The 21802-nt window shown below is 71.8% G+C and carries 20 protein-coding genes; 10 read left to right on the top strand and 10 right to left on the bottom strand.

Features of this window, described 5'->3' with window-relative positions; translation table 11 throughout:
• Nucleotides 1-44: 44 nt before the first annotated feature.
• Both ACIQK6_RS21015 and ACIQK6_RS21010 read left to right on the top strand, forming a co-directional pair.
• Complete coding sequence (locus ACIQK6_RS21015) at nucleotides 45-413, top strand: tyrosinase family oxidase copper chaperone (protein WP_329095461.1); 369 nt, start codon at nucleotides 45-47, stop codon at nucleotides 411-413.
• 30 nt (nucleotides 414-443) lie between these two features.
• Nucleotides 444-1307, top strand: a complete 864-nt coding sequence (locus tag ACIQK6_RS21010; RefSeq protein WP_329095460.1) for a tyrosinase family protein — start codon at nucleotides 444-446, stop codon at nucleotides 1305-1307.
• A gap of 121 nt (nucleotides 1308-1428) precedes the next feature.
• Here the strand turns inward: ACIQK6_RS21010 and ACIQK6_RS21005 are convergent, their stop codons facing one another.
• On the bottom strand, nucleotides 1429-1716 hold the full coding sequence (locus tag ACIQK6_RS21005; RefSeq protein WP_329095459.1) for a chaplin: 288 nt from the start codon (nucleotides 1714-1716) through the stop codon (nucleotides 1429-1431).
• Between the two features lie 97 nt (nucleotides 1717-1813).
• Entirely contained in the window at nucleotides 1814-2137 is a 324-nt protein-coding gene (locus ACIQK6_RS21000; RefSeq protein WP_329095457.1) for a hypothetical protein, read from the bottom strand.
• Between the two features lie 107 nt (nucleotides 2138-2244).
• Here ACIQK6_RS21000 and ACIQK6_RS20995 point away from each other — a divergent pair, with 107 nt between their 5' ends.
• Nucleotides 2245-3720 carry a carboxylesterase family protein gene (locus ACIQK6_RS20995; RefSeq protein WP_329095455.1) on the top strand — a complete coding sequence of 492 codons (1476 nt, stop codon included), beginning with the start codon at nucleotides 2245-2247 and terminating at the stop codon, nucleotides 3718-3720.
• Here ACIQK6_RS20995 and ACIQK6_RS20990 read toward each other — a convergent pair.
• Nucleotides 3698-4978, bottom strand: coding sequence for an alpha/beta hydrolase-fold protein (locus tag ACIQK6_RS20990; RefSeq protein WP_329095453.1), 1281 nt, complete (start codon nucleotides 4976-4978; stop codon nucleotides 3698-3700). The two genes, ACIQK6_RS20995 and ACIQK6_RS20990, sit on opposite strands and share 23 nt — an antisense overlap.
• A gap of 317 nt (nucleotides 4979-5295) precedes the next feature.
• Nucleotides 5296-5982, bottom strand: a complete 687-nt coding sequence (locus ACIQK6_RS20985) for a GNAT family N-acetyltransferase (RefSeq protein ID WP_150261243.1) — start codon at nucleotides 5980-5982, stop codon at nucleotides 5296-5298.
• Between the two features lie 541 nt (nucleotides 5983-6523).
• Between ACIQK6_RS20985 and ACIQK6_RS20980 the strand changes: the two genes are divergently transcribed.
• The 3 genes from ACIQK6_RS20980 to ACIQK6_RS20970 all read left to right on the top strand — a co-directional run bounded on the left by ACIQK6_RS20980 (nucleotide 6524) and on the right by ACIQK6_RS20970 (nucleotide 9134).
• Nucleotides 6524-6934, top strand: coding sequence for a VOC family protein (locus ACIQK6_RS20980; protein WP_402695248.1), 411 nt, complete (start codon nucleotides 6524-6526; stop codon nucleotides 6932-6934).
• A gap of 33 nt (nucleotides 6935-6967) precedes the next feature.
• Nucleotides 6968-7651 carry a (2Fe-2S)-binding protein gene (locus ACIQK6_RS20975; protein ID WP_329095450.1) on the top strand — a complete coding sequence of 228 codons (684 nt, stop codon included), beginning with the start codon at nucleotides 6968-6970 and terminating at the stop codon, nucleotides 7649-7651.
• Nucleotides 7652-7739: 88 nt separating this feature from the next.
• Nucleotides 7740-9134 (top strand): alpha/beta hydrolase, encoded by a 1395-nt coding sequence (locus tag ACIQK6_RS20970; protein ID WP_329095449.1) that lies wholly within the window; start codon nucleotides 7740-7742, stop codon nucleotides 9132-9134.
• 20 nt (nucleotides 9135-9154) lie between these two features.
• On the opposite strand, the gene ACIQK6_RS20965 is transcribed toward ACIQK6_RS20970, so the two are convergent.
• Both ACIQK6_RS20965 and ACIQK6_RS20960 read right to left on the bottom strand, forming a co-directional pair.
• Nucleotides 9155-10927 (bottom strand): S8 family peptidase, encoded by a 1773-nt coding sequence (locus tag ACIQK6_RS20965; RefSeq protein ID WP_402695247.1) that lies wholly within the window; start codon nucleotides 10925-10927, stop codon nucleotides 9155-9157.
• A 265-nt stretch (nucleotides 10928-11192) separates the two neighbouring features.
• Nucleotides 11193-12608, bottom strand: coding sequence for a cation:dicarboxylate symporter family transporter (locus tag ACIQK6_RS20960; protein ID WP_402695246.1), 1416 nt, complete (start codon nucleotides 12606-12608; stop codon nucleotides 11193-11195).
• Nucleotides 12609-12713: 105 nt separating this feature from the next.
• Here ACIQK6_RS20960 and ACIQK6_RS20955 point away from each other — a divergent pair, with 105 nt between their 5' ends.
• Nucleotides 12714-14330 (top strand): ATP-binding protein, encoded by a 1617-nt coding sequence (locus ACIQK6_RS20955; protein ID WP_402695245.1) that lies wholly within the window; start codon nucleotides 12714-12716, stop codon nucleotides 14328-14330.
• On the top strand, nucleotides 14327-15037 hold the full coding sequence (locus ACIQK6_RS20950; protein WP_402695244.1) for a response regulator: 711 nt from the start codon (nucleotides 14327-14329) through the stop codon (nucleotides 15035-15037). The genes ACIQK6_RS20955 and ACIQK6_RS20950 overlap by 4 nt, the downstream gene beginning before the upstream one ends.
• Here the strand turns inward: ACIQK6_RS20950 and ACIQK6_RS20945 are convergent.
• The gene (locus ACIQK6_RS20945) at nucleotides 14986-15840 is read right to left on the bottom strand and encodes a tyrosinase family protein (protein WP_402695243.1); all 855 of its coding nucleotides are present in this window, start codon (nucleotides 15838-15840) and stop codon (nucleotides 14986-14988) included. The two genes, ACIQK6_RS20950 and ACIQK6_RS20945, sit on opposite strands and share 52 nt — an antisense overlap.
• Entirely contained in the window at nucleotides 15837-16223 is a 387-nt protein-coding gene (locus ACIQK6_RS20940; protein WP_329095440.1) for a tyrosinase cofactor, read from the bottom strand. The genes ACIQK6_RS20945 and ACIQK6_RS20940 overlap by 4 nt, the downstream gene beginning before the upstream one ends.
• 489 nt (nucleotides 16224-16712) lie before the next feature.
• On the opposite strand from ACIQK6_RS20940, the gene ACIQK6_RS20935 reads away from it, so the two are divergent.
• Nucleotides 16713-18104, top strand: coding sequence for a glutamate decarboxylase (locus ACIQK6_RS20935; RefSeq protein WP_402695242.1), 1392 nt, complete (start codon nucleotides 16713-16715; stop codon nucleotides 18102-18104).
• A 72-nt stretch (nucleotides 18105-18176) separates the two neighbouring features.
• Nucleotides 18177-19091: an NAD-dependent epimerase/dehydratase family protein gene (locus ACIQK6_RS20930; RefSeq protein WP_402695241.1), complete on the top strand. Its 915-nt coding sequence runs from the start codon at nucleotides 18177-18179 to the stop codon at nucleotides 19089-19091.
• A gap of 107 nt (nucleotides 19092-19198) precedes the next feature.
• On the opposite strand, the gene ACIQK6_RS20925 is transcribed toward ACIQK6_RS20930, so the two are convergent.
• Nucleotides 19199-20830 carry a sigma-70 family RNA polymerase sigma factor gene (locus ACIQK6_RS20925; RefSeq protein ID WP_329095437.1) on the bottom strand — a complete coding sequence of 544 codons (1632 nt, stop codon included), beginning with the start codon at nucleotides 20828-20830 and terminating at the stop codon, nucleotides 19199-19201.
• 138 nt (nucleotides 20831-20968) lie between these two features.
• Nucleotides 20969-21748, bottom strand: coding sequence for an IclR family transcriptional regulator (locus ACIQK6_RS20920; protein ID WP_329095435.1), 780 nt, complete (start codon nucleotides 21746-21748; stop codon nucleotides 20969-20971).
• Nucleotides 21749-21802 lie beyond the last annotated feature (54 nt).

Here is a 21802-nt window from a genome sequence, read left to right as displayed (position 1 = left end):
GGCGTTAGACCCGTAGCCGCCGGCCACCGAGCGAGGGAGACCGTATGTCCGCAGCATCGCCCGCCGCACCACTGACCCGCCGCGCGGTTCTCCGTACGGCCTTCACCGCGGCCGTGCTCGCCGGTACGGCCGCGGCCCTGGCCCCCGTACTGCGCGCCCGGCGTCCCCGGCAGACCCTCACCCCGGCGCCGCTCGCCGAGGAGGAGACCTACCGCGGCCGGCACATCGCCGTCGACATCGCCGGGGTCCGGATCGACGGCCGCCCGCTGCACGTCATGCGCCGGGCCGACGGCAGCTACCTCAGCGGGATCAACCACTTCCAGTCCTATGCCACGCCGCTGGAACTGGCCCGGGCCGCCGTCGACGAGCTGGGCACCGCCCAGCTCGCCTTCGTGGCCCCGCACCACCGCTGACCGACCCACGGGAACGGGAGGAACCCCGCATTGCACACCCGGCAGAACCAGAAGAACCTCACCCGCGCCCAGAAGAAGCGCTTCACGGCGGCGGTCCTGGAACTCAAGCGCAGCGGCGCCTACGACGCCCTCGTGCGCACCCACGACAAGTACTTCGTGCCCGACCGCGACCGCAAGCTGCGCGTCGGGCACATGTCCCCGTCCTTCTTCCCCTGGCACCGGCGCTATCTGCTGGAGTTCGAAAGGAAGTTGCAGGAGATCGACCCCGGCGTGAGCGTCCCGTACTGGGACTGGACCGCCGACTCCAGCCCGGTCTCCTCCCTCTGGGCCGACGACTTCCTCGGCGGCACCGGCCGGGCGAGCGACCGCAAGGTGATGACCGGTCCGTTCGCCTACGACACGGGCAACTGGACGGTTACCGTGGGCATCACCGAGTCCGCGTTCCTCACCCGCAACCTCGGCCGGCCGCAGAACCCGATCGCCTTGCCCACCGCGACCGAACTCCAGTGGGCGATCGACGACCCGACCTACGACGTACCGCCCTGGGACTCCACGGCCACCGCGGGCGGATTCCGCAACAAGCTGGAGGGCTGGTCGGCGCCCAGGAGCGAGCGTTGGCGCAACCACAACAAGGTCCACCAGTGGATCGGCGGCCACATGACCGGCGGTACGGCGCCCAACGACCCGGCGTTCTGGCTGCACCACGCCTTCGTCGACCTGATCTGGGACCGCTGGCAGCAGAGGCACCCCGGCTCCGGCTACCTGCCCGCCGCCCCGCTCGCCATCGGTGACCTCCAGCGCGGCCGGGTGATCGCCCTCGACGAGCCGATGCCGCCGTGGAACATCACCCCGCGCGAGATGTCCGGTCACCAGGGCTTGTACCGCTACGAATGACGCGCGCGGCCCCGTGCGTACCCGCGGATGTGGGGACGTGTGGACGTGGGGGCGCGGGACACAGGGGGAAGGGCCCCCGCCGGGTGGCGGGGGCCCTTCCGCTCGTCAGCCGATCAGCCGATCAGTGACCGTAGTCGCCGCCCTGGGTGTGGTGGTCGGCGCCACCGCCGGAGGCGTTGACGCAGGTGTTGCCGAACGCCGGGTTCAGCAGGGCGATCACGTTCACGGTGTTGCCGCAGACGTTGACCGGGACGTGCACCGGGACCTGGAGCAGGTTGCCCGACAGGACACCGGGGGAGCCGACCGCCGCACCGTGCGCTCCGGCATCGGCGGCAGCCAGACCCGCACCGGCGACCACGGCGCTGCCGGTGACAGCGGTGATGGCCAATGCCTTCGCGATACGCGACATCAAGATCTCCTCATGAGATGTGTGGGGCGCCACAGGACCTGTGGCATTTGACATGGCATACAACGCGGGAGAGGCCAAGGGGTCACGGCCCGTGCGCCTACCCGGTGACGGAAAACCGGACGGAGGCGAAGTACGGCCGCACCTGGCCGACCTCCCCGGGCCGCAGGATCCGCAGGGCCCGGCCCGAACACCGGGGGCCCTCGAAGAGGGTCGCCGAGCTCCCGGTTCCGTTGGTCACCGCCCGGGCGCCGCCGCCCTCCGCTTCCACGCACCCCCTCGGCGCGGTGAGGCCGTGGACCCGATCGTCCTGGCCGACGTACTGGAAGTCCGGACCGGTGGCCGCGTGCGCCGCACCGGGCAGGAGCGTGGCGCCCGTCAGGAGCAGGACGGGCACGGCATGGTGGATACGCAGGAATCGCATGCCCGTCCAACCGGGCCGGGCGTGGGCCCGGTCACGCCTTGTCACCCGTTGGACGGCTGTGCGACGGTGCGACGGTGTGACCGGCACCGTCATCGCAGGAGGACGAGATGAGCGCAGAGGGTGCCGCCGACGACCGCCGACGGCCGCGGGTCAGGACGGCGGCCGGAGTCGTCGAGGGTCGGTGCGGGCCCGGGGGGACCGCCGTCTTCAAGGGCGTCCCGTACGCGGCCCCGCCCGTCGGAGCCCTGCGCTTCGCGGCGCCCGCGCCCCCAACCGCCTGGGACGGCGTACGAGATGCCGCCGCCTACGGGCCGACCGCGCCCAAGGTGCCCTACCCGGACACCTTCGCCGCCCTGCTCCCCGACCCGGTGATCCTCGGGGACGACTGCCTGAACGTGAACGTGTGGACCCCCGACCCGGCCCCCGGAGCCCGGCTGCCCGTCATGGTCTGGATCCACGGCGGGGCCCACACCCGCGGCTCCGCGGCCGTTCCCGTGTACGACGGCTCCGCCTTCGCCCGCGACGGGGTCGTGCTCGTCTCCTTCAACTTCCGCCTCGGCGTCCTCGGTTACGGACTCTTCCCCGATGCCCCCGCCAACCGCGGCCTGCTGGACCAGATCGCTGCCCTCAGCTGGGTCCGCGACAACATCGGGGCCTTCGGCGGGGACCCCGACCGGGTCACCGTCTTCGGCGAATCCGCCGGGGCCATCAGCGTCGGCGCCCTCCTGGCCGCCCCGCGCGCGGTCGGCCTCTTCCACCGGGCGGTCCTGCAGAGCGGGGCTCCCGAGGCCCTACCGCGCCCCCGGGTGCGCGCCATGGTCCGGCGGATGGCGTCGCTGCTGAAGGTGGAGGCCACCGCCGCGGCTTTCACCGCGGTCTCCCTGTCCGACCTGATGGCCGCCCAGGCGGCCGTCCTGCGCAGATCGGGTCCCCTCCTCGGTGGACCCGCCTTCGGCCTGGTCACCGACCCGGACACGGTCCCGGCCGACCCCCTCGACACCCTGTGCGCCACGACCGCCTCCGGCGAGGTGCCGCTGCTCCTCGGCTGGACCCGGGACGAGTACCGGCTGTGGCTCGCCCCCACCGGAGGAATGCGGCTGTTGGACCGGCTCGGCCCGCTCGCCGTGGCGCTGGCCCGCGCCCGCTCCGGCAAGGACCGGGCGGCCGTACGGGCGCTGCGCGCCGCGCTGCCCGCGGCGAGCCCCGCCGAGGTGGCCGGACAGCTGCTCACCGACGGGCTGCTGCGCGACCCGCTGCGCCGGCTCGCCGGGGCGCGGCGGGTGGCGCCGAGCTTCCTGTACGAGTTCGGCTGGCCCTCCGGCGTTCCGGGCCTGGGGTCCTGCCACGCCCTGGAGTTGGGCTTCGTGTTCGACACGCTCGCCGTGCCGGAGGCCGCCTGGTTGGCCGGGCCGGACACCCCGCAGGAACTGGCGGACGAGATGCACGCGGCCTGGGTGCGGTTCGCGGTGACGGGCCGTCCGGGATGGGCGGCCTGGAACGGCGACGGCCCGCCGAAGGTGTTCGGCGGGCCGGAGCTCGATGGTGCGGGGGAGCCGGTGGTTACTCGACGGGCCCTTCCATGACCTTGCTGATGTACTGGACCGGTCCTTCGCCCATGTTCGGCACATAGGTCTTGGCGTTGTGCTGGCCGCCCTTGATGACCTTCAACTCGGCGTGGATGGGGCCCTTGTTGCCGTAGGTGGCGACGAACTTCTGCACGTCGGGCAGGGTCTTCTTGTTGTTCTCGCTGTCGCCGACCTGGAAGGCGAGGTAGACCTCGGGACCCTTGGTGTCGATGAGCTGCTTCGCCAGCAGCTCCGGGTTGTTCTCGGCCTTCTCCTTGTCGTGGCCCTTCCACAGGGAGGAGTCCGGGACGACGTCCGGGCCGGAGGCGATCACGGCCTTGAACTTGTCCGGGTGCTTCAGCACGGCCTTCAGACCCGCGAAACCACCGGTCGAGGAGCCCATGAAGGCCCAGCCGTCACGGGACTTGACGGTGCGGAAGTTCGCCTTCATCAGGTCCGGGACGTCCTCGGTCAGCCAGGTGCCCATCTTGGGCTGGCCGGGGATGTCGGAGCCGTCCCAGTAGATGCCCTTGTCGTCCGGCGCGGGGTTGAGGACCGGCATCGCCAGGATGAAGGGCTTGCTCTTGCCCTCCGCGTACCACTTGCTGATGCTGGTCTGGAGGCCGAGGTCGGTGCCCATCCAGTAGTTGCTGGGGTAACCGGCGCCGCCCGGCAGCGCGATCATGACCGGGAAGCCGCTCTTGGCGAACTTCGGGTCGTTGTACTCCTTGGGGGCCCAGACCCAGACCTTGCCCTTGAAGCCGGACTTCTTGCCGTCCAGGGTGGTGACGGCCACGTGCGTGCCGTCGGGGAGGGTCATCGTGTTCTTGAACTCGGCCGCCGGCCCGGTCGGCATGAGCATCTTGGAATTCGGCGGCGGAGCGTCGTTCTTCTTGCCGCCCCCCGCGGGCGCCTGCCCGAAGGAGACCGAGGAACCCTTGTCGGTGAACGGGGGTATCTCGTAGTGGTTCAGCACGAGCGCGGCTATGCCGGCGAGGGCGAGCACGGAGGCCCCCGCTATCAGCCAGCGGCGCCCCCGCGACCTGCGGCGCGGCGGCTCGGGCTCCTCGTAGTGGCCCTGCTGCCCGTACTGCGGCTGTTGGCCGTACTGCTCCTGAGGTGCGTACTGCGCCTGCTGTCCGTACGGCTGCTGGGGACGGCCGGGCTGCGGCTGCTGTCCGTACGGCTGGCCGTACTGGTCGCCGTGGGGCGGCTGCGGGATCTGTCCTTCCGGCCGGTACGGCTGGTACTGCTGCCCGTCGGGTGCGTACGACATGTGCGGTGGCTCTCCGGCTGGTGCTGCCCCAGGGGGGCGGGGTGGTCTGACTGCTGGGTCCTTCCGTTCGAAGGATGAACGAAAGCATGTCAGGGTTCCGCACTTTCCCTACTTTTGGGGTCCCCGGGGGGAGGCCATTGCCCGGGGCCCGTGCGCCCGGTGGAGTGCACCGAGTCGCCCCCGTCCGTACCCGGCTCGTGTGCAGGTCGCTGCCCCGCACACGGACCCGGCCCCCGCCCCGGCCCTCCTCGGCTGAGGAGGCCGCGGCGAGGGCCGGGGCTGGAGCGCGTGCCGTCCTTCCGTCCGGCCGGGCGCGGTTACGCGGGGATCAGGGTCTTGCGGCGCCGCTTGCGCTGCGCACCCGCCGACAGCCTCAGTTCGATGATCGACCGCACGGCCGGCCACTCCTCGTCGAGGATCGAGTAGAAGGCCGTACTGCGGACGGCGCCGTCGAGCCCCCGCGAATGGGCCCGGCGGACCCCCTCGCAGGTGAAGCCCAGACGTTCCATGGCGGCCCGCGACCGACCGTTGCGCGCATCAGCGCGCAACGAGATGCGCCGTACCCCCCAGGTCTCGAAGGCATGGCGGAGCATGAGCAGCTTCGCCTCGGTGTTGATGCCGGTTCCCTGGGCGCCCGGGGACAGCCAGGTATTGCCGATCTCGGCGGCATCGGGGATCGCCGTCGCCGGATCGCCGAACGGGACTCCGGGCACGGCGGGCCAGACCAGAGGCCCCTGCCAGTAGTCGAGTTCCAGGAACCGGGTCGAACCGACGACCCGCCCGTCGGTGGCTCTGACCACCGCGAACGGGAGCGATCGACCCGCTGCCTGATCGGCGAGGGCACGTTCGATGTACTCGTGTGACGCCTGCACCCCGTGGGGCACGGGAGTGAAGGCGTAAGTCGTACGATCCTCGGCCCCGGCCACGGCCAGAGCCTCGGTGTGGTGGGGGGCGAGGGGCTCGAGCCGCACGGTGCGGCCCGCGAGGTGTACGGGTACGGGCACGGAGCCTTCGGTCCTTCTGGGCGGTGGGGTGGTTGCACAGTCTGCGTCCATGACGTCGCCCCCCGTGCAAAACACGAGTGAAAGGCAACCGGCTGTCAGGTGAACGCGAGTGGCTCAATGTAGCTCCTTAAAGTCCTCTCTTGAACCCCCAATTTGGCAATGGCGTGACACTGATTTCCGGGGACTTGGGTCTGTGCCCCGGAGGGCCCGTAATCATGATCGACGGACATCCCTCCCACCGCACGGCGTGGGCCCCCCAGACGGCCGTCCCGGCGGCCGCCGATTGCCGTTCAATCATGTCTGACCTGCGGTGATGCAGAGAGAGTCGACCGGCCCCGGGCAGGGCTCCGCTCGGGGCTCCCGCGGACCGGGTCGTCGTTCCGCCGACCCGCCCGGCCATCGAACGCATGGTCGTCGGTGGTGTGTCCATGAGCGGTCGGATCACGGGGGAGGCACCACTGCGCCACCCGGGTCCGGTACGGCCCCCGCGGAGCCGCCGTAGAGTCGGATCGGGGTGCTTCATCCGTCGAGGAGGGCGTTCATGCTGCGAGGGTTTGCGACGATCAACTTCTGGGCCGACGACCTGGAGGCCGCGAAGGCCTGGTACACCGAGATCCTCGGGACCGCCCCGTACTTCGAGCGGCCCGGATACGCCGAGTTCCGCATCGGCGACTACCAGCACGAGCTGGGCATCGTCGACCGCCGCTACGCCCCGCCGGGCGCGGCGAAGGACCCGGGCGGCGCGGTGGCGTACTGGGTCGTCGACGATCTTCCCGCGGTCCGCGGGCGGCTCATGGACCTGGGAGCGACGGAGTACCAGCCGGTAACCGCGCACGGCGACGCCGGCTTCGTCACGGCGGCCGTCACCGACCCCTTCGGCAACGTGCTCGGCATCATGCGCAACCCGCACTACCTGGAGGTCCTCGAAGGAGCGACCCCGGACCCGGCCTGACCCCGGTCCCGCCCCGCTGAGATCATTTCGGGTATGGACGACGTACTGCGGCGACTGGCCGCCGTAGGACCCTTCTTCACGATCCCCTCCGGGAAGGAACCGCCCGGCCCCGGCTTCCGGCCGCTCACGGCGCTGTACGGGGAGCAGCTCGGGCCGTACGTGGCCGAGGTCGGCCGGCGGATCGGCACCGGACCGGGCCGGGTGGCCGCCTCGACCGCACAGTTCGGGATCGTCTCCCGGCTCTGGTCACTGGGGCTCGGCTGCGCGGCACTGGCGGGCCGGGTGCCGGACCTGGCAGCCGACCGGGTGTGGTGGCGGCTGCCGGACGCGGGATCGCTCCAGCTGTGGCTGCCCGAGCCCGGCCCCGGCCTGCCGGCCGAGGCGCTCGGGGAGAACGTCCTGGGGAACCTGGCCGTGCTCGACGAGGGACTGCGCGAGTGCTTCGGGGTCTCGCCGAAGGTCCTGCGGGGGAACGCGGCGTCCGGGCTCGTCGGGGCGCTGCGCGTGCTGATCGACCGGGTGCCGGGCGGTGCGGCCGTGGAGCTGGCGGGCGCCCTGCTGGCCGATGGCGGAGCACTGGCGGGCACCGGCACCTTCATCCACGAGGAGGGGCTCGGGGTGGCGTTCGTACGGCGCAGCTGCTGCCTCTACTACCAGGTCCCCGGAGGCGGGCTCTGCGGCGACTGCGTGCTGCGGGCCGGGCGGCGCACGGCCTGACGGCCCCGGTCGACGCGCGCGGCCGTTCGGAGCAAGGGAGGGCGCGCCGCGCCCGGGCCCGCCACGGGCCCGGCGTACGGTCCGCTGCATGACCGCTCGTACGCCGTACCAGCCCTCCGCACTCACCCGCCGCGCGGCTCTGACCGGGCTCGCCGCGGGCGCCGGGGCGCTCGCCGTCGGGGGCGGGGCCCGCACCGCGGCCGCCGCGCCCGAGCCGACCGCCCGGGCCGTGGATCCCACACCCGGAGCGATGAAGCTCTTCGACGATCCCGGCTTCAACTTCGCGGGCCTGCTGGCACTCGGCGCCGCCGGCATGCGCGCCTCCGAGGTGGGCGAAGTGCTGACCGCGGTCAATGCCATCAACGCGGCGGGCCTGTCCGAGCAGACGTTCAGCGACACCTTCCGCGCCTGGGGGGACCGGCTCGCCGCGCCCCCGGCCGCCGGCCGGCACGGCCACGGCGCCCCCTCGCAGACCCGCCGCTTCCGGTCCCTGCGCGCCGCCCAGTACTACGCCCAGGCACTGTTCTACGTGCTCGGCACCGATCACCCCGGTGACGAGGAGGCGGTCTACCTGGCCGGGCGGGGAGCCTGGGACACCTTCGCGGGGCTCTGCTCACCGGCCGCCGTCCGCGCGAAGGTCCCGTACGGCAAGACCCACCTGCCGGTCTGGTTCTTCCGTCCGGACGGTCCCGCCGAGCCGCGCCCCACCGTGATCCTCACCAACGGCAGCGACGGCCAGAACCTGGACATGTGGACCTACGGCGTGGCCGCCGCCCTCGGCCGGGGCTGGAACGCCCTCGTCTACGACGGACCGGGCCAGGGGCAGCTGCTGTTCGTGGAGGAGATCCCCTTCACCACCCGCTGGGAGAAGGTGGTCGGCCCGCTCATCGACTGGTTGGAGCGCCGCAAGGACGTGGACAGCGGCCGGATCGCGCTCACCGGCCTCAGCATGGGCGGCAACCTGGTCGCCCGCGCCGCCGCCTTCGAGCGCCGGCTCGCCGCCGTCGCCTGTCAGCCCGGCTGCGTCAGCCCCTGGCTGGGATTCGACGCGGAGCTGCGCGCCATCGTCACCCCCGACAAGGAGGAGACCAACCGGGTCTGGAACGAGGAGGTCGTTCCGCAGCTGACGCCGGAGCTCGCCTTCACCGTCAAGAAGCGCTTCGAGATCTTCGACCGGCAGGCCCTGCGCCAGGCCCGCGAGGGCATCGTGCTCACGGACGTCTGGACCCCGGCGCAGGTGGCCATGGGCCTCGACGTCACCAAGGTGGTCGGGAGGATCAAGGCCCCGACGCTCGTCCTGGACTACGACTTCGAGCTGTTCTACCCCGGCCAGCCGCAGCAGATGTACGACCTGCTCCGCACGCGCCGCGAGTACGTGAAACTGACGGAGGCCACCGGGGCGCAGTTGCACTGCTCCCCGATGGCCCCGCAGCAACACTGCGACGTCGTCTTCGACTGGCTCGCCGACGTGCTCCAGCGCTAGCAGAACGTCCGGAGGACCTCCTAGAAGGTCAGGTTCCAGGAGTCGACCTTGCCGGTGTCGCCGCCGGCGTTGTCGTTGACCCGCAGCTTCCAGGTGCCGTTCGCGACCTCGGAGGAGGCGTTCACGGTGAAGACCTGGTTGATGTTGTCGGTGCTGCCGCCCGCGCGGTTGTGCACGGTGTAGACGGTGCCGTCCGGCGCGACCAGGTCGACCTTGAGGTCACCGATGTAGGTGTGCACGATGTTCACGCCCACCTTGAGGGTGGCCGGGGCGTTGCCGGTGACACCGCTGACGGTGATCGGGCTCTCCACCGTGGTGTTGTCGCCGATGGCGACGTCACCGGTGTTCTCGAAGTACTTGCCGGGCGGCGGGGTGCTGCCGACGGCCTTCAGCGCGTCGACCTGGCCCTCGCCGAAGAAGCCGTTCTTCGCCGTGGTGCCCTTGCAGCGGCTGTCCGACGGGCAGGCGACATCGCCCGCCTGGGTGGCCAGCTTGTCGCGCAGCTGCGCCGGGGTGATGCCCGGGTTGGTGCTGGCCAGCAGGGCCGCCACACCGGCGACGTGCGGGGACGCCATCGACGTACCGCTCATGGTGCCGTACTTGCCGCCCGGCTGGGTGCTGTAGATGCCGACGGTGTCGCCGCCGGGGGCCGTCACGTCGACGACGTTCAGGCCGTAGTTGGAGTACGAGGCCTTCGCGGTGGTGCCCATCGCCGAGACCGTGACCACGCCCGGGAGCTCGGTCGGGATGTCCAGGCAGGCGTTGGTGATGGTGCGGGTGACCGGCGTCGAGTCGTTCGGGCTCTCGGTGTCGGTCGTCTTGTTGGCCAGGTCGATGTTGGAGTTGCCGGCCGCGGCGACCTGGAGCGAGCCCTTGCCCTCGGCGTACTCCTGGGCGCGCTTGACGCCCTCGATGATCGCGGCCTGGTCGGCGTTGTCCGGGCAGTTGAACTGCCACGGGTCCGTGTAGTAGCTGTTGTTGGTGACCTTGAAGCCGTGGTCACCGGCCCACATGAAGCCGCAGACGGTGTTCTCGGCGAAGAAGAGCGAGGAGCCCGGCTCGGCGATGCGCACCGAGGAGATCTTCACGCCCGGAGCCACGCCGATGACGCCCTTGCCGTTCTTGGCGGCCGCGACCGTACCGGCCACGTGCGTGCCGTGGGTGCCGACGTCCCGCCAGGCGCCCGTACGGGTGTCCGGCTTGCCGTAGGCGCAGGACGCGGAGTCCGCCGCGTTGAAGTTCGGGGCCAGGTCCTGGTGCTGGTCGTCCACACCGGTGTCCAGGATGCCGACCTTGACGGAGGCGGAACCGGTGGTCACGGCCCAGGCCTGGTCGGCCTTGATCTGGGTCATGTCCGCGCGGACCGGCTCGCCCGAAGGCGTCGTGGCCTGCGTCGGGTTGGCGGGCAGCGCCGGGTTGTAGGCGTCCGCCGGTACGTCCGAGGTGCGGGTGGCGCCGACCTGCTGGACGCCGCTCACACCGCGCATGGCGGTGGCGAAGGAGCCGGACGCGGAGTGGGCGACGATCACGCCGATCGCGTCGTAGTACTGGAACACCGTGCCGCTGTTCGCGGTGACGGCGCTCCGCACCGCCGTGGTGTCACCGGGGGCGGTGATCACGAGGTAGGCGCGGGTACCGGCAACCCAGGTCGCACTCTGGGAAGTCGGGGCCGCAGCCTTGGGGGCCGCCGCGGGGGCGGGGGCCGAGGAGCCGCCGGGCGAGACCGGGGCGGTGCCGGCGAGCGCGGCGGGAGCCCCGAAAGCCAGTGCCGCGCCGAGCGTGGCGGCCAGCACGAGGGTACGTCGAGGTCGGCTGGATATGTGGGGTATCAATGCGTCCTCCGAAGACCCGGTGGTCAGGCCGGGTCGAACGAAACGAGTGGTGGACGCAAGATGTCATGCACACAGCCTGTTACGGAAGTACCTTTTACAGCCTGGGGGTTCGGTTATCGGTGGCCGAATGCCGACTATGGGTGCACGTGCGGAGAATGCGGCGGGCCGACCGGGCTGGGCACCGTGGGGGCGAGCCCTGCCCGGTCGGCCCGTGGGGGCGCGCCGGCTAGACCGGCACCCCGTCCTTGGGAGTGGCCGAGGGCTGCGGTACGGAATTCGGGGTTCCGTCGGAGCCGTCGGAGCCGTCGGCCGCGGCGGACGGTGCAGGCGCGTCCTGCTGCGGTGCCCCGTGCCCGTCGTCCACCAGCGTGCTCTCGTCGAACGGCAGCCTTCCTGCGAGGACTTCGCGAGCGCGCGCGTGGTCGAGCTCCTTCGTCCACGTTCCGATGAGCACCGTTGCGACGGCGTTGCCCGCGAAGTTCGTCAGGGCCCGGGCCTCGCTCATGAACCGGTCGATGCCCACGATCAGGCCGACGCCGTCCACCAGTTCCGGCCGGTGCGACTGCAGTCCGCCGGCGAGGGTGGCCAGGCCCGCGCCGGTGACCCCGGCCGCGCCCTTCGAGGCGATGATCATGAACAGCAGGAGCGAGATCTGCTCGCCCAGCGCCAACGGCTTGCCCATCGCCTCGGCGACGAACAGCGAGGACATCGTCAGATAGATGGCCGTGCCGTCCAGGTTGAAGGAGTATCCGGTCGGCACGGTGATCCCGGTGACCGGCCGGGAGACCCCCAGGTGCTCCATCTTCGCGATCAGCCTGGGCAGCGCCGACTCCGAGGAGGAGGTCGAGAGGATCAGCAGGAACTCCCGGCCCAGGTAGCGCAGCAGGGCGAAGACGCTGACCCCGGTGCACACCCGGAGCAGCGTGCCGAGGACCACGAACACGAAGAGCAGGCAGGTCGTGTAGAAGCCGATCATGATGACGGCGAGGGACTTCAGCGCGTCGATGCCGGTGGCCCCGACCACCGCCGCGATCGCCCCGAAGGCGCCCACCGGCGCTGCCCACATGATCATCGCGAGTACCCGGAAGACCATCTTCTGGACGTGCCCGATGCCCCGCAACACCGGCTCGCCCGCCGCGCCCATGGCCTGCAGCGCGAATCCGCAGAGCAGCGCCACCAGCAGCGTCTGCAGCACCTCGCCCCCGGTGAAGGCGGACACCAGCGTGGTCGGAATGATCCCGAGCAGGAACTCCGGTGTGCTCTCGGCGCCGCCCGCCTTGGCCTGCGCCGCGCCCGCACTGCGCGCCGCGTCGGTCAGGTGCAGCCCGCTGCCGGGGTCTAGGAGGTTGCCGACCAGCAGGCCGATGGCCAGCGCCACCGTGGACATGACCATGAAGTAGCCGAGGGCGAGCCCGCCCACGGCACCCACCTTGGCGGCCTTGCGCACGGATCCGATGCCCAGCACGATCGTGCAGAAGATCACGGGCGAGATCATCATCTTGATGAGGTTGACGAAGCCTGTGCCCAGCGGTTTGAGCTCCACGGCCACGCCGGGGGCGGCGAAGCCGACGGCGATGCCGAGCAGCACCGCGCCGATCACCGCGATGTAGAGATAGTGCGTTCTGTCGCGCCTGGCGGCCACGATGCCTCCTGGTGGTGAAGTCGTCCGGGGAGACCATCGCCCAGGGCTGTGACCCCGGTCACCCTTGCGTTCATTGAGTTCACGACCCGGTGCACACTGAGCGCCATGTTCCGCTTCCCCCGCCCCCCGCGCAGCCTCGCCGGCCAGCTCTTCGCCATGCAGGTGCTGCTGGTCGCCGTGGTCGTCGCGGGCTGCGCCGTCTTTGCGTACGCCACGGCCCGCGGTCAGGCCGAGGAGGCCGCCCGGCGCCAGGCCGGGGCCGTGGCCCGCGCGGTGGCCGACTCCCCGTCCGTACGCGAGGCCGTACGGGGGGCGGTGCACGGAAGCGACCCGTCCACCCTGCTCCAGCCCTACGCGGAGCAGGTCCGCGCGGACTCCGGGGTGGCCTTCGTGACGATCATGGCCCCCGACGGGCGGCGCTGGACCCACCCGGATCCGCGCCGGATCGGCGAGCCCTTCATGGGCAACACCGCCCCCGCGCTGCGCGGCGAGACCTTCAGCGAGACGTACACCGGCACCCTGGGCCCCTCCATCCGCGTGGTCACCCCGCTCCAAGACGGGGACCGGATCATCGGCTTGGTCAGCGCGGGGATCACCGTCCGCGCCATCAGCGACCGGCTCGCCGCGCAGCTCTCCGCCCTCGTCTGGGTCGCGGGCGGCGCGCTCGCCCTCGGCGGCGTGGGCACGTACGTCGTCAATGCGAGGCTGCGCTGTCACACTCATGGCATGAACGCGGCAGAGCTCAGCCGGATGTACGACTACCACCAGGCGGCCCTGCACGGGGTCCGCGAGGGGCTGCTGATGCTCGACGGGCAGCGCCGGATCACCTTGATCAACGACGCCGGACGTGAACTGCTGGGTCTGCCGGGAGAGGTCACCGGCACCGGGGTCGCCGACCTCGGTCTGCCGGCCCCGCTCACCGGGGCCCTGCTCGCGGACCGGCCCCGGGTGGACGAGGTGCACCTGACCGCGGAGCGGGTGCTGGTGGTCAACAGCTCGCCGGTCGCGGGCGGCGGCCGCCGGGGCACCGTGGTCACCTTGCGCGACCACACGGAACTGCAGGCGCTGACCGGCGAACTCGACCACGAGCGGGGCTTCACCCAGGCGTTGCGCTCCCAGGCCCACGAGGCGGCCAACCGGCTGCACACCGTGGTCTCGCTCATCGAACTCGGCCGTGCGGACGAGGCGGTCGACTTCGCCACCGCCGAGCTGGAACTCGCCCAGGCCCTCACCGACGAGGTGGTCACCGCGGTGGGGGAGCCGGTGCTGGTGGCGCTGCTGCTGGGCAAGGCCGCCCAGGCGCACGAGCGGGGCGTCGAACTCGTCGTCACCGCCGACAGCCGCAGTCTCGCCGAAGGGGGCGGGCTGCCGCCGGCCCGGGACCTGGTCACCGTGCTCGGCAACCTCATCGACAACGCGGTCGACGCACTCACCGCCGTACCGGGGGCCCGGATCGCGGTGACGCTGCGGCCCGAGCCGGACGAGCTGCTGCTGCGGGTCGCGGACAACGGACCCGGACTGCCCCAGGGGGTGGACGTGTTCCGCCGGGGCTGGTCCGGCAAGGGCGAGGGCCGCGGCCTCGGCCTCGCGCTGGTCCGGCAGGTGGCGGAGCGCTACGGCGGCGCGGTGGTCGCCGCGCAGGGCCCGGGCGGTGGCGCGGAGTTCACGGTCCGCCTGCCGATCGCGCCCGCACCCGTTGCGGACCCGGGAGGCCCGCGATGAGCGGGGGCGGGGTGCGCGTACTGATCGTCGAGGACGACCCGGTGGCCGCCGACGCGCACGCGCTCTACATCGGCCGGGTGCCCGGCTTCACCGCCGTCGGCGCCGTCCACTCGCTCGCCGAGGCCACCCGGTTCCTGGAGCGGACCCGCGTCGACCTGCTGCTCCTGGACCTCGGCCTGCCCGACGGACACGGCCTGCGCTTCGCGCGCGGGCTGCGCGCCGCCGGACATCCCGTCGACGTGATCGTGGTGACCTCCGCGCGGGACCTGGCAGTGGTCCGCGAGAGCGTGTCCCTCGGCGTCGTCCAGTACGTCCTGAAGCCGTTCGCGTTCCCCACCCTGCGCGAACGGCTCCTGCGGTACGCCGAGTTCCGCCAGACGGCGGGCGAGGCGGCCGGCCAGGACGACGTCGACCGGGCGATGGCCGCGCTGCGCGCACCCCGCCCGGCCGAGCTCCCCAAGGGGCTGAGCGCGCCGACCCTGGACCGGGTCGCCGCACTGTTGCGGTCAGCGCCCGAGGGGCTGACCGCGGCGGGGGCGGCCGAGGCGGCCGGGATCTCCCGGATCACCGCCCGCCGCTACCTGGAGCACCTGGTGGACACCGGCCGCGCGGACCGCACTCCCCGGTACGGTCAGGTCGGCCGCCCCGAACTGCACTACCGCTGGCTGGCGGCGGGTGCGGCCGCCGGTTCGGTGTCGAAGGTGTAGAACTTCCGGTGGTCCAGCATGTCCGCCGGGGTCACGTTGTTCCAGGGCCGCATGGTGTCGTTCAGGTCGACGACGTTCTGCGTGCCCGCACCCGGCAGGTACGTGGACTGGGGGTGCTTGGCCTGCCAGTCGGCCCACAGCTTGTCGATGAAGGCGTGGTGCATCCAGAACACCGGGTCGTTGGGGGAGACCCCGGTGGACATCTGCCCGCCGACCCACACGTGCACCCGGTTGTGCAGGTTGGCTCCGCGCCAGCCCTCCAGGTTGTTGCGGAAGCCGTTGGAAGAGCTGTTCCAGGGCGCCATGTCGTAGACCGGCATGGCGAGTACGGCGTCCACCTCGGCCTTCGTCGGCAGCTGGGCGACGGCCGCGCCGAGGTCGCGGCGCAGGTAGGCGCGCCCGTCCACCCGCACGTTTATGTTCCACCTGCCCGTCGCGTACGCGAACGGTCCGTCCATGACCTGCCCGTCGCGGGCCCGCCCGGTGCCGCCGAGGAAGTCGGCGGCGAACAGGGAGGCGCGAGAGGTCCGGTCCACGGTCCAGTCCCAGTACGGGAGCGCCACGCTGGCGTCCACTTTCTGGAGCGCCTCCTCGAACTCCAGGAGGAAGCGCCGGTGCCACGGCAGGAAGGAGGGGGAGCGGTGGCCGACGCGGTTGCCCGAGTCGGTGTCGCTCATGATGAAGCCGTTGTGGGTGGTGACGAAGCGGTCGTAGCTGCCGTTGCGCTTGAGCTCCAGCAGTGCCGAGGTGAAGGCGCGCTTCTCCTCGGGGGTCAGCGCGGCCTGGTTCTTGCGGACGGTCATGCCGCACCTCCGAACGGAACGAGGGCGGCGCCCTGGAGATCGCGGACGGCCGCGCGCGCGAGCAGCTTCGGGTCGGCGAAGGTCTCGTAGTGGTTGATGACGCTGATCCAGGTGCCATCGGCGTTGCGCATGACGTGCAGTTCCTTACCGTCTATTCGGACGGTGGGCTGGCCGGGAGAGTGGTGGCCGCCGTGGTGGCCGCCACCGCCGGCGGTGATCTGGATGCGACGGCCCTGGTAGACCTCGTCGACCGTGCCCGGGGTGGTGGGCTCGGAGGGGGTCGCGGCGGCGTTCGTGGCGCCCGCGGCAGCGGCGGTCAGGCCGAGGACGGTGAGGGCACCGGCAGTCGTCCCCAAGGCCTGACGGCGAGTGATCTTCTTCATGGTCCGAAGAGGTATCAGGGCCCGGGAAGGGGTTGGCCTGTATCCGGACATGCAGCGATAAGTTGCCGATAGAACAAGTTGGATGATCTTCCGGTTCGGAGCGACTTTAGGGGTCTGTACGGGAAGATCTACGGGGCGAAGCCTACTGGACGGTAATTTCTCCTGAGCAAGGGGGGCGCTATGTGCGGGGTCACACTGCAGAGTCGGCTGGAAGCAGAGCGTCAGGCCCGACCCGGGCGCGTGCCGGGTGACTTCGGGGTGAATGCGGTCGGGACCTCCGGTGGACCCTCGATGTCGGGACCCCTGTCGAACTCCTCGCCGACCGGCGGACCCTCCGCACGGGACGCGCGCCTCCAGGCCCGCGACTGACCGCCATGACCGGGTGGAGAACGGCCGGGCTGCGCCGGCGACTGCGGCGCGGGCCCCGTTCCGGCCCGCGCCCCGTCCGTCCTGCCCGATAAAGATCTCTTCTGCGCCTATAGTCCCGATATGGCTCTTCACGAGACGAAGGACGCACGCGCCCAGGACGCCGACACGGACGTGTTCGCGTCCACGCTGAGCGGCCAGATCCTCCCCAAGTACAAGATTCCCGAGGGCCACTCACCCACCGAGGTCGTCTACGAACTGCTCCGAAACGAGCTGCTCCTGGACGGCAACGCGGCCCAGAACCTGGCCACCTTCTGCACCACCTGGTCGGACGAGGGCGTGCACCGCCTGATGAACGTCTGCCTCGACAAGAACATGATCGACAAGGACGAGTACCCGCAGACCGCCGAGATCGAGTCCCGCTGCGTCAACATCCTGGCCGACCTGTGGAACGCCCCCGCCGGCACCACCGCGGCCGGCTGTTCCACCACCGGTTCCAGCGAGGCCGCCATGCTCGGCGGCCTCGCCCTCAAATGGCGGTGGCGCGAGCGCCGCCGCGCCGCGGGCCTGCCCACCGACCGCCCCAACCTGGTGTGCGGCCCGGTCCAGATCTGCTGGGAGAAGTTCGCCCGCTACTTCGACGTCGAACTGCGACAGGTCCCGATCGAGGCCGGCGCCACCGGCCTGCAGGCCCATCAGCTTGCCGAGTACGTCGACGAGAACACCATCGGCGTCGTCGCCATCCTCGGCGTCACCTACACCTGCGACTACGAGCCGGTCGCCGAGATCGCCGCCGAACTCGACCGGATCCAAGCCGAGCACGGCTGGGACGTTCCCGTCCACGTGGACGGTGCGAGCGGCGGGTTCGTGGCGCCCTTCCTCCACCCCGACGTGGTGTGGGACTTCCGGCTGGAGCGCGTCGCCTCCGTCAACACTTCCGGTCACAAGTACGGTCTCGCGCCGCTGGGGGTCGGCTGGATCGTCTGGCGCACCGCGGACCTGCTCCCCGCCGACCTCGTCTTCAACGTCGACTACCTCGGCGGCGACATGCCGACCTTCGCCCTCAACTTCTCCCGCCCGGGCGGCGAGATCATCGCGCAGTACTACCTGTTCCTGCGCCTGGGCCGGGCCGGCTACCGGCGGGTCCAGGAGGCCTGCGCCGACACCGCCCAGTACCTCGCCCGGCAGATCGCCGACATGGGCCCCTTCACCCTCCTCTACGACGGCCAGGGCGCCCTGCCCGCCGTCTCCTACAAACTCGCCGACCCGGACACCACCCCCTTCAACCTCTACGACCTCTCCGACCGCCTGCGCATGCGCGGCTGGCAGGTGCCCTCGTACCCGCTGCCCGCCGACCGCGACGACACGGTCATCCAACGCGTCCTCGTCCGGCACGGCGTGACCCGCGATCAGATGGCCCTGCTCGTCACCGACCTGCGCGCGGCCGTGGAACACCTGACGGCCTCGCCCCCGCCCGAACCGGCGGCCGCCCCGCGGTCCGGCTTCCACCACTGACCCGCGCCGGGGTGTGACGCGGGTCGCACCCCGGAGGCGTCACGTTCGCCGGGGGCATCCGGTCCTCCGGGTATGAACGAGACCAAGAACGTACTGCTGGCCGGGGCGAGCGGAGTCCTGGGACGCCACATCACCGGAGCGCTCACCCGCGCCGGCCACACCGTGATCGGCCTCGGCCGCGGAGCCGGGGCCGGGGTACGGGCCGACCTGATGGACCGCGACGGTCTGCTGCGGGCGGTCAAGGGCATCGAGGTCGACACGGTCGTGCACGCGGCCACCGCCCTGCGCACCGCACCGATGCGGCACAAGGACATGTTCGCCACCGACGACCTGCGGGTGACCGGCACCAGGAACCTCATGGAGGCCGCCCGTGCGCTCGGCGCCCGCCGCGTCATCGCCGAGTCGATGGTCTTCGGCTACGGCTACGGCTACCGCGACTTCGGCGACCACGTGATCACCGAGGACACCGACCCGTTCGCCCCGACCGGCGACCGCGCGGTGGAACGCCACCTCGAAGGCATGCGGGTCAAGGAGGAGCTGATGCTGGGCTCCGACGGGATCGAGGGCATCGCCCTGCGCTTCGGCCTCTTCTACGGCGCCGGAGCCACCGAGTCGCTCGCGCGGATGCTGCGCCGGCGCAAGGTACCGGCGGTCACCGACCACGGACGCGTACTGCCCTGGGTCGACCTGGCGGACGCCGGCCGTGCCGTGGCCCTCGCCGTCGAGGGCGGTCGCCCCGGGCGGGCGTACAACATCGTCGACGACACCCCGACGGGATTCGGCGCGCACGTCCGCGAGGTCGCCGAGGCGTTCGGCACCCCGAAGCCGATGAGCGCGCCCACCTGGCTGATGCGCCCCTTCCCCTACGCCCACCGGATGGTCACGACCAGCATGCGCGTGTCCAACGCCCGGGCCCGGGCCGAGCTGGGCTGGGCGCCGGACCACGCGGACTGCGCCGAAGGGCTGCGCGCCCTCGCCGGAAGCTGACCGGGCCGACCTCCCTCGATCAGCCGGTCCCGGAGAAGCTGCGGGGCCCGCGGCCCTGAAGGGCGGGCCCGGCCCCACCGGGCCGGGCGACCGCTCCGTACCGCTTCCTACCGCGCGCCGAAGTTCTGGGTCCACCAGGGGCCGCCCGAGCCCTGGTGGATGCCCACGCCGATGTCCTTGAAGGAGCAGTTCAGGATGTTCGCCTTGTGGCCCGGGCTCTTCATCCAGGAGTCCATGACCGACTGGGCCGTCTGCTGGCCCCGCGCGATGTTCTCCCCGTACGTCGACCAGCGGTAGCCGGCCGCGGTCGTCCGGTCGCCCGGGTCCTTGCCGTCGGGGCTGGTGTGGTCGAAGAAGTCCCGGGCCGCCATGTCGTCGGAGTGCCCCTGAGCCGCCGCCCGCAGCTGCGGGTCCTCCTTGAGGGGGCCGCAGCCGGCCGCCGCCCGCTCGCTGTTGACCAGGGCCACGACCTGGCCGGCCACGCCCGACGGCGGGGCGGGCGCCGGCTTGGCCGCCGAAGCCTTCGGGCTGGGGGACTTGCTCTTGGACTGCGTCGGGCTCGGGCTCGCGGACGGGCTCGGCGAGGCGGAGGCCGACGCGGACGGCGACGGGGACGCGGAGGGGGAGGCCGACTCCGAGGGCGGAGCGGTGGATTCGGTCGCAGCGAGCGCCGCCAGCGGGGTCGCGGGCGCGGCCGCGCCCTCCTTCGTGTCACCGGAACCCGGCAGCCCCCCGAGGTACACGAGCCCGCCGCCCGCGACGCAGGCGGCGAGCACCGCGCCGCCGACCACCCGGCGGCGGCTCTGCCGGCGCTTGCGCAGCGCGCCGCGGCCGGCGCCGCCCACGTCGGCTATCGGGGTGAGCTGGGTCGCCGCGTCGTCGAAGCCGCTGCTGACGCCCCCGTCGTAACCCTCGGCGAAAGCCACGCTCACGGGGGCGAAGCCGGTCGCCCCCGCCGCCTTCACCCCGGCGAGCAGGGCCGCCGAGACCGGTACCAGGGCCAGACCGGCCAGCAGGCCCTCCGCCGGGACCAGTCCGCTCCACAGTCCGGAACAACGTACGCATTCACGGGCGTGCCGGGCTATTCGCTTGCGCCACAGCGCCGAGGGCTGCCCGTCCCAGCCCGCCATGACGGTCCGCAGTTCCTCGCACGCCGGATGGGTGTCCAGCGCGCGCTCCACCACGCGGGCCGACTCCAGCTGCGCCTTCATCCGCTGCACCCGGACCGCCGTGTGCTGCGGGGTCAGCTCCAGCGCGCCCGCCACCTCCGCCCGGGTCAGTTCCCCTGCGCACTCCAGCCACCACAGCGACAGCAGCGCCCGGTCCTCCGGCTCCAGCCAGCGGGTGGCGCGGGCCGTCTCGCGCCGCTGTCCGGCGAGCTGGAGGCGGGTGACGGTCAGGTCGACGAAGTCGGCACCCGGGTCGGCGACGTCGCTCGCGGCCTCCAGGGTGCTCTCGCCGAAACCACTCTGCCGGGCCTGCCAGTGCGCCCGCACGCGGTTCATCGCGATCGCCACCAGCCAGGACCGGAAGCTCTCGTCCACGCGCAGGCCGGCCAGCCCGTCGAGCGCCCGCAGCATCGTGTCCTGCACCACATCGTCCACGTCGCAGGACCCGTTGAGGGCCCGCCCGACGATGTTGTAGACGAGCGGGAGATGGGTGCTGACGAGCTCGTCCTGCGCGCGGGGGTCGCCCGCGCGAGCCGCTGCCACGAGCGCTGCGGTGTGCTGAGTAGTCATGTGATGTTCCCTGTCCGTACCGGCGGTCGATGATGCCCGACACATGGGAGACCGTCGACGGGGGCGTCGATAACAGTTATCCGAAAGAATTTTCCCGAAGGGTTTCCACGGCCTTCCACCGGGGCCCTCCCTCGGGGTTCACAGCAGTGGAGCCAGGGCCTCCGCGGCCGCGCGCAGAGCCGGTGCGTACGCCTCGAGCTCCTCGCGGGAGACCAGGAACGTGACGGTGGTGACGCTGACCCCGCCGACCGGCCGGCCCGCCGGACCGGGGATCGCCGCGCCGATGCAGCGGATGGTGGGCTCGTTCTCCTCGTCGTCGACGGCGAAGCCCCGGGCGCGGACCGTCGCCAGTTGGGCGTGCAGGGCTCGTGCGGTCGTGAGCGTGTGCGGCGTCCGGCGCGGCAATCCGGTCGTGCCGATCAGTTCCCGTACCTCCTCGGCGGGCAGCAGGGCCAGGATGCTCTTGCCGATCGCGGTCGTGTGCAGCGGCATGCGCATGCCGACGCGGGAGGCCGTCCGGAAGGGCTGGTCCTCGCTCTCCAGCTTGCGGACGTAGGTGACGGTCCGCCCGCTGTGCAGGGCCAGATGGACCGTTTGGCCGGTGGCCCGCCGGAGTTCGCCGAGGACGCGGCCGATGCTGGCCGGTTCCCCGGCGTCGACCAGGGCGGACAATCCGCGCAGCCGCGGCCCCACCCCGTACCTGCTGTCGGCCTCCTGGCGTACGAAGCCCTGGTCGATCAGCGACGCCAGGATGCGGAAGGTGCTCGACTTGGGCACCGCGGCCGCCGCCGTCACATCGACGAGTCGGTGCGGGCCGCCCGGCGCGGCCACCGCTTCCAGGACGCGCAGGGACTTCTCCAGGGCGGAACCGGCCGCGGAGGTCCGCCCCGCGCGACCGCCCGCTGCTGCTTCATCCATTGACACGAGCGCTCCCCGCATGGGTAGGGTCTAGACCACATGGTTCCGCGATAC

The organism is Streptomyces sp. NPDC091682, from assembly GCF_044756625.1.
Lineage (GTDB): Bacteria > Actinomycetota > Actinomycetes > Streptomycetales > Streptomycetaceae > Streptomyces.
Note: the sequence above shows the minus strand (reverse complement) of the source record. Positions and strands in the feature narration are given on the sequence as shown.

What these genes read in the sequence shown, in the direction of transcription:
- ACIQK6_RS21015 (WP_329095461.1), top strand. Translation starts at nt 45, where the DNA reads ATGTCCGCAGCATCGCCCGCCGCACCACTGACCCGCCGCGCGGTTCTC.
- ACIQK6_RS21005 (WP_329095459.1), bottom strand. Translation starts at nt 1,716, where the DNA reads ATGTCGCGTATCGCGAAGGCATTGGCCATCACCGCTGTCACCGGCAGC.
- ACIQK6_RS21000 (WP_329095457.1), bottom strand. Translation starts at nt 2,137, where the DNA reads ATGCGATTCCTGCGTATCCACCATGCCGTGCCCGTCCTGCTCCTGACG.
- ACIQK6_RS20995 (WP_329095455.1), top strand. Translation starts at nt 2,245, where the DNA reads ATGAGCGCAGAGGGTGCCGCCGACGACCGCCGACGGCCGCGGGTCAGG.
- ACIQK6_RS20990 (WP_329095453.1), bottom strand. Translation starts at nt 4,978, where the DNA reads ATGTCGTACGCACCCGACGGGCAGCAGTACCAGCCGTACCGGCCGGAA.
- ACIQK6_RS20980 (WP_402695248.1), top strand. Translation starts at nt 6,524, where the DNA reads ATGCTGCGAGGGTTTGCGACGATCAACTTCTGGGCCGACGACCTGGAG.
- ACIQK6_RS20975 (WP_329095450.1), top strand. Translation starts at nt 6,968, where the DNA reads ATGGACGACGTACTGCGGCGACTGGCCGCCGTAGGACCCTTCTTCACG.
- ACIQK6_RS20970 (WP_329095449.1), top strand. Translation starts at nt 7,740, where the DNA reads ATGACCGCTCGTACGCCGTACCAGCCCTCCGCACTCACCCGCCGCGCG.
- ACIQK6_RS20955 (WP_402695245.1), top strand. Translation starts at nt 12,714, where the DNA reads ATGTTCCGCTTCCCCCGCCCCCCGCGCAGCCTCGCCGGCCAGCTCTTC.
- ACIQK6_RS20950 (WP_402695244.1), top strand. Translation starts at nt 14,327, where the DNA reads ATGAGCGGGGGCGGGGTGCGCGTACTGATCGTCGAGGACGACCCGGTG.
- ACIQK6_RS20945 (WP_402695243.1), bottom strand. Translation starts at nt 15,840, where the DNA reads ATGACCGTCCGCAAGAACCAGGCCGCGCTGACCCCCGAGGAGAAGCGC.
- ACIQK6_RS20940 (WP_329095440.1), bottom strand. Translation starts at nt 16,223, where the DNA reads ATGAAGAAGATCACTCGCCGTCAGGCCTTGGGGACGACTGCCGGTGCC.
- ACIQK6_RS20935 (WP_402695242.1), top strand. Translation starts at nt 16,713, where the DNA reads ATGGCTCTTCACGAGACGAAGGACGCACGCGCCCAGGACGCCGACACG.
- ACIQK6_RS20930 (WP_402695241.1), top strand. Translation starts at nt 18,177, where the DNA reads ATGAACGAGACCAAGAACGTACTGCTGGCCGGGGCGAGCGGAGTCCTG.
- ACIQK6_RS20925 (WP_329095437.1), bottom strand. Translation starts at nt 20,830, where the DNA reads ATGACTACTCAGCACACCGCAGCGCTCGTGGCAGCGGCTCGCGCGGGC.
- ACIQK6_RS20920 (WP_329095435.1), bottom strand. Translation starts at nt 21,748, where the DNA reads ATGGATGAAGCAGCAGCGGGCGGTCGCGCGGGGCGGACCTCCGCGGCC.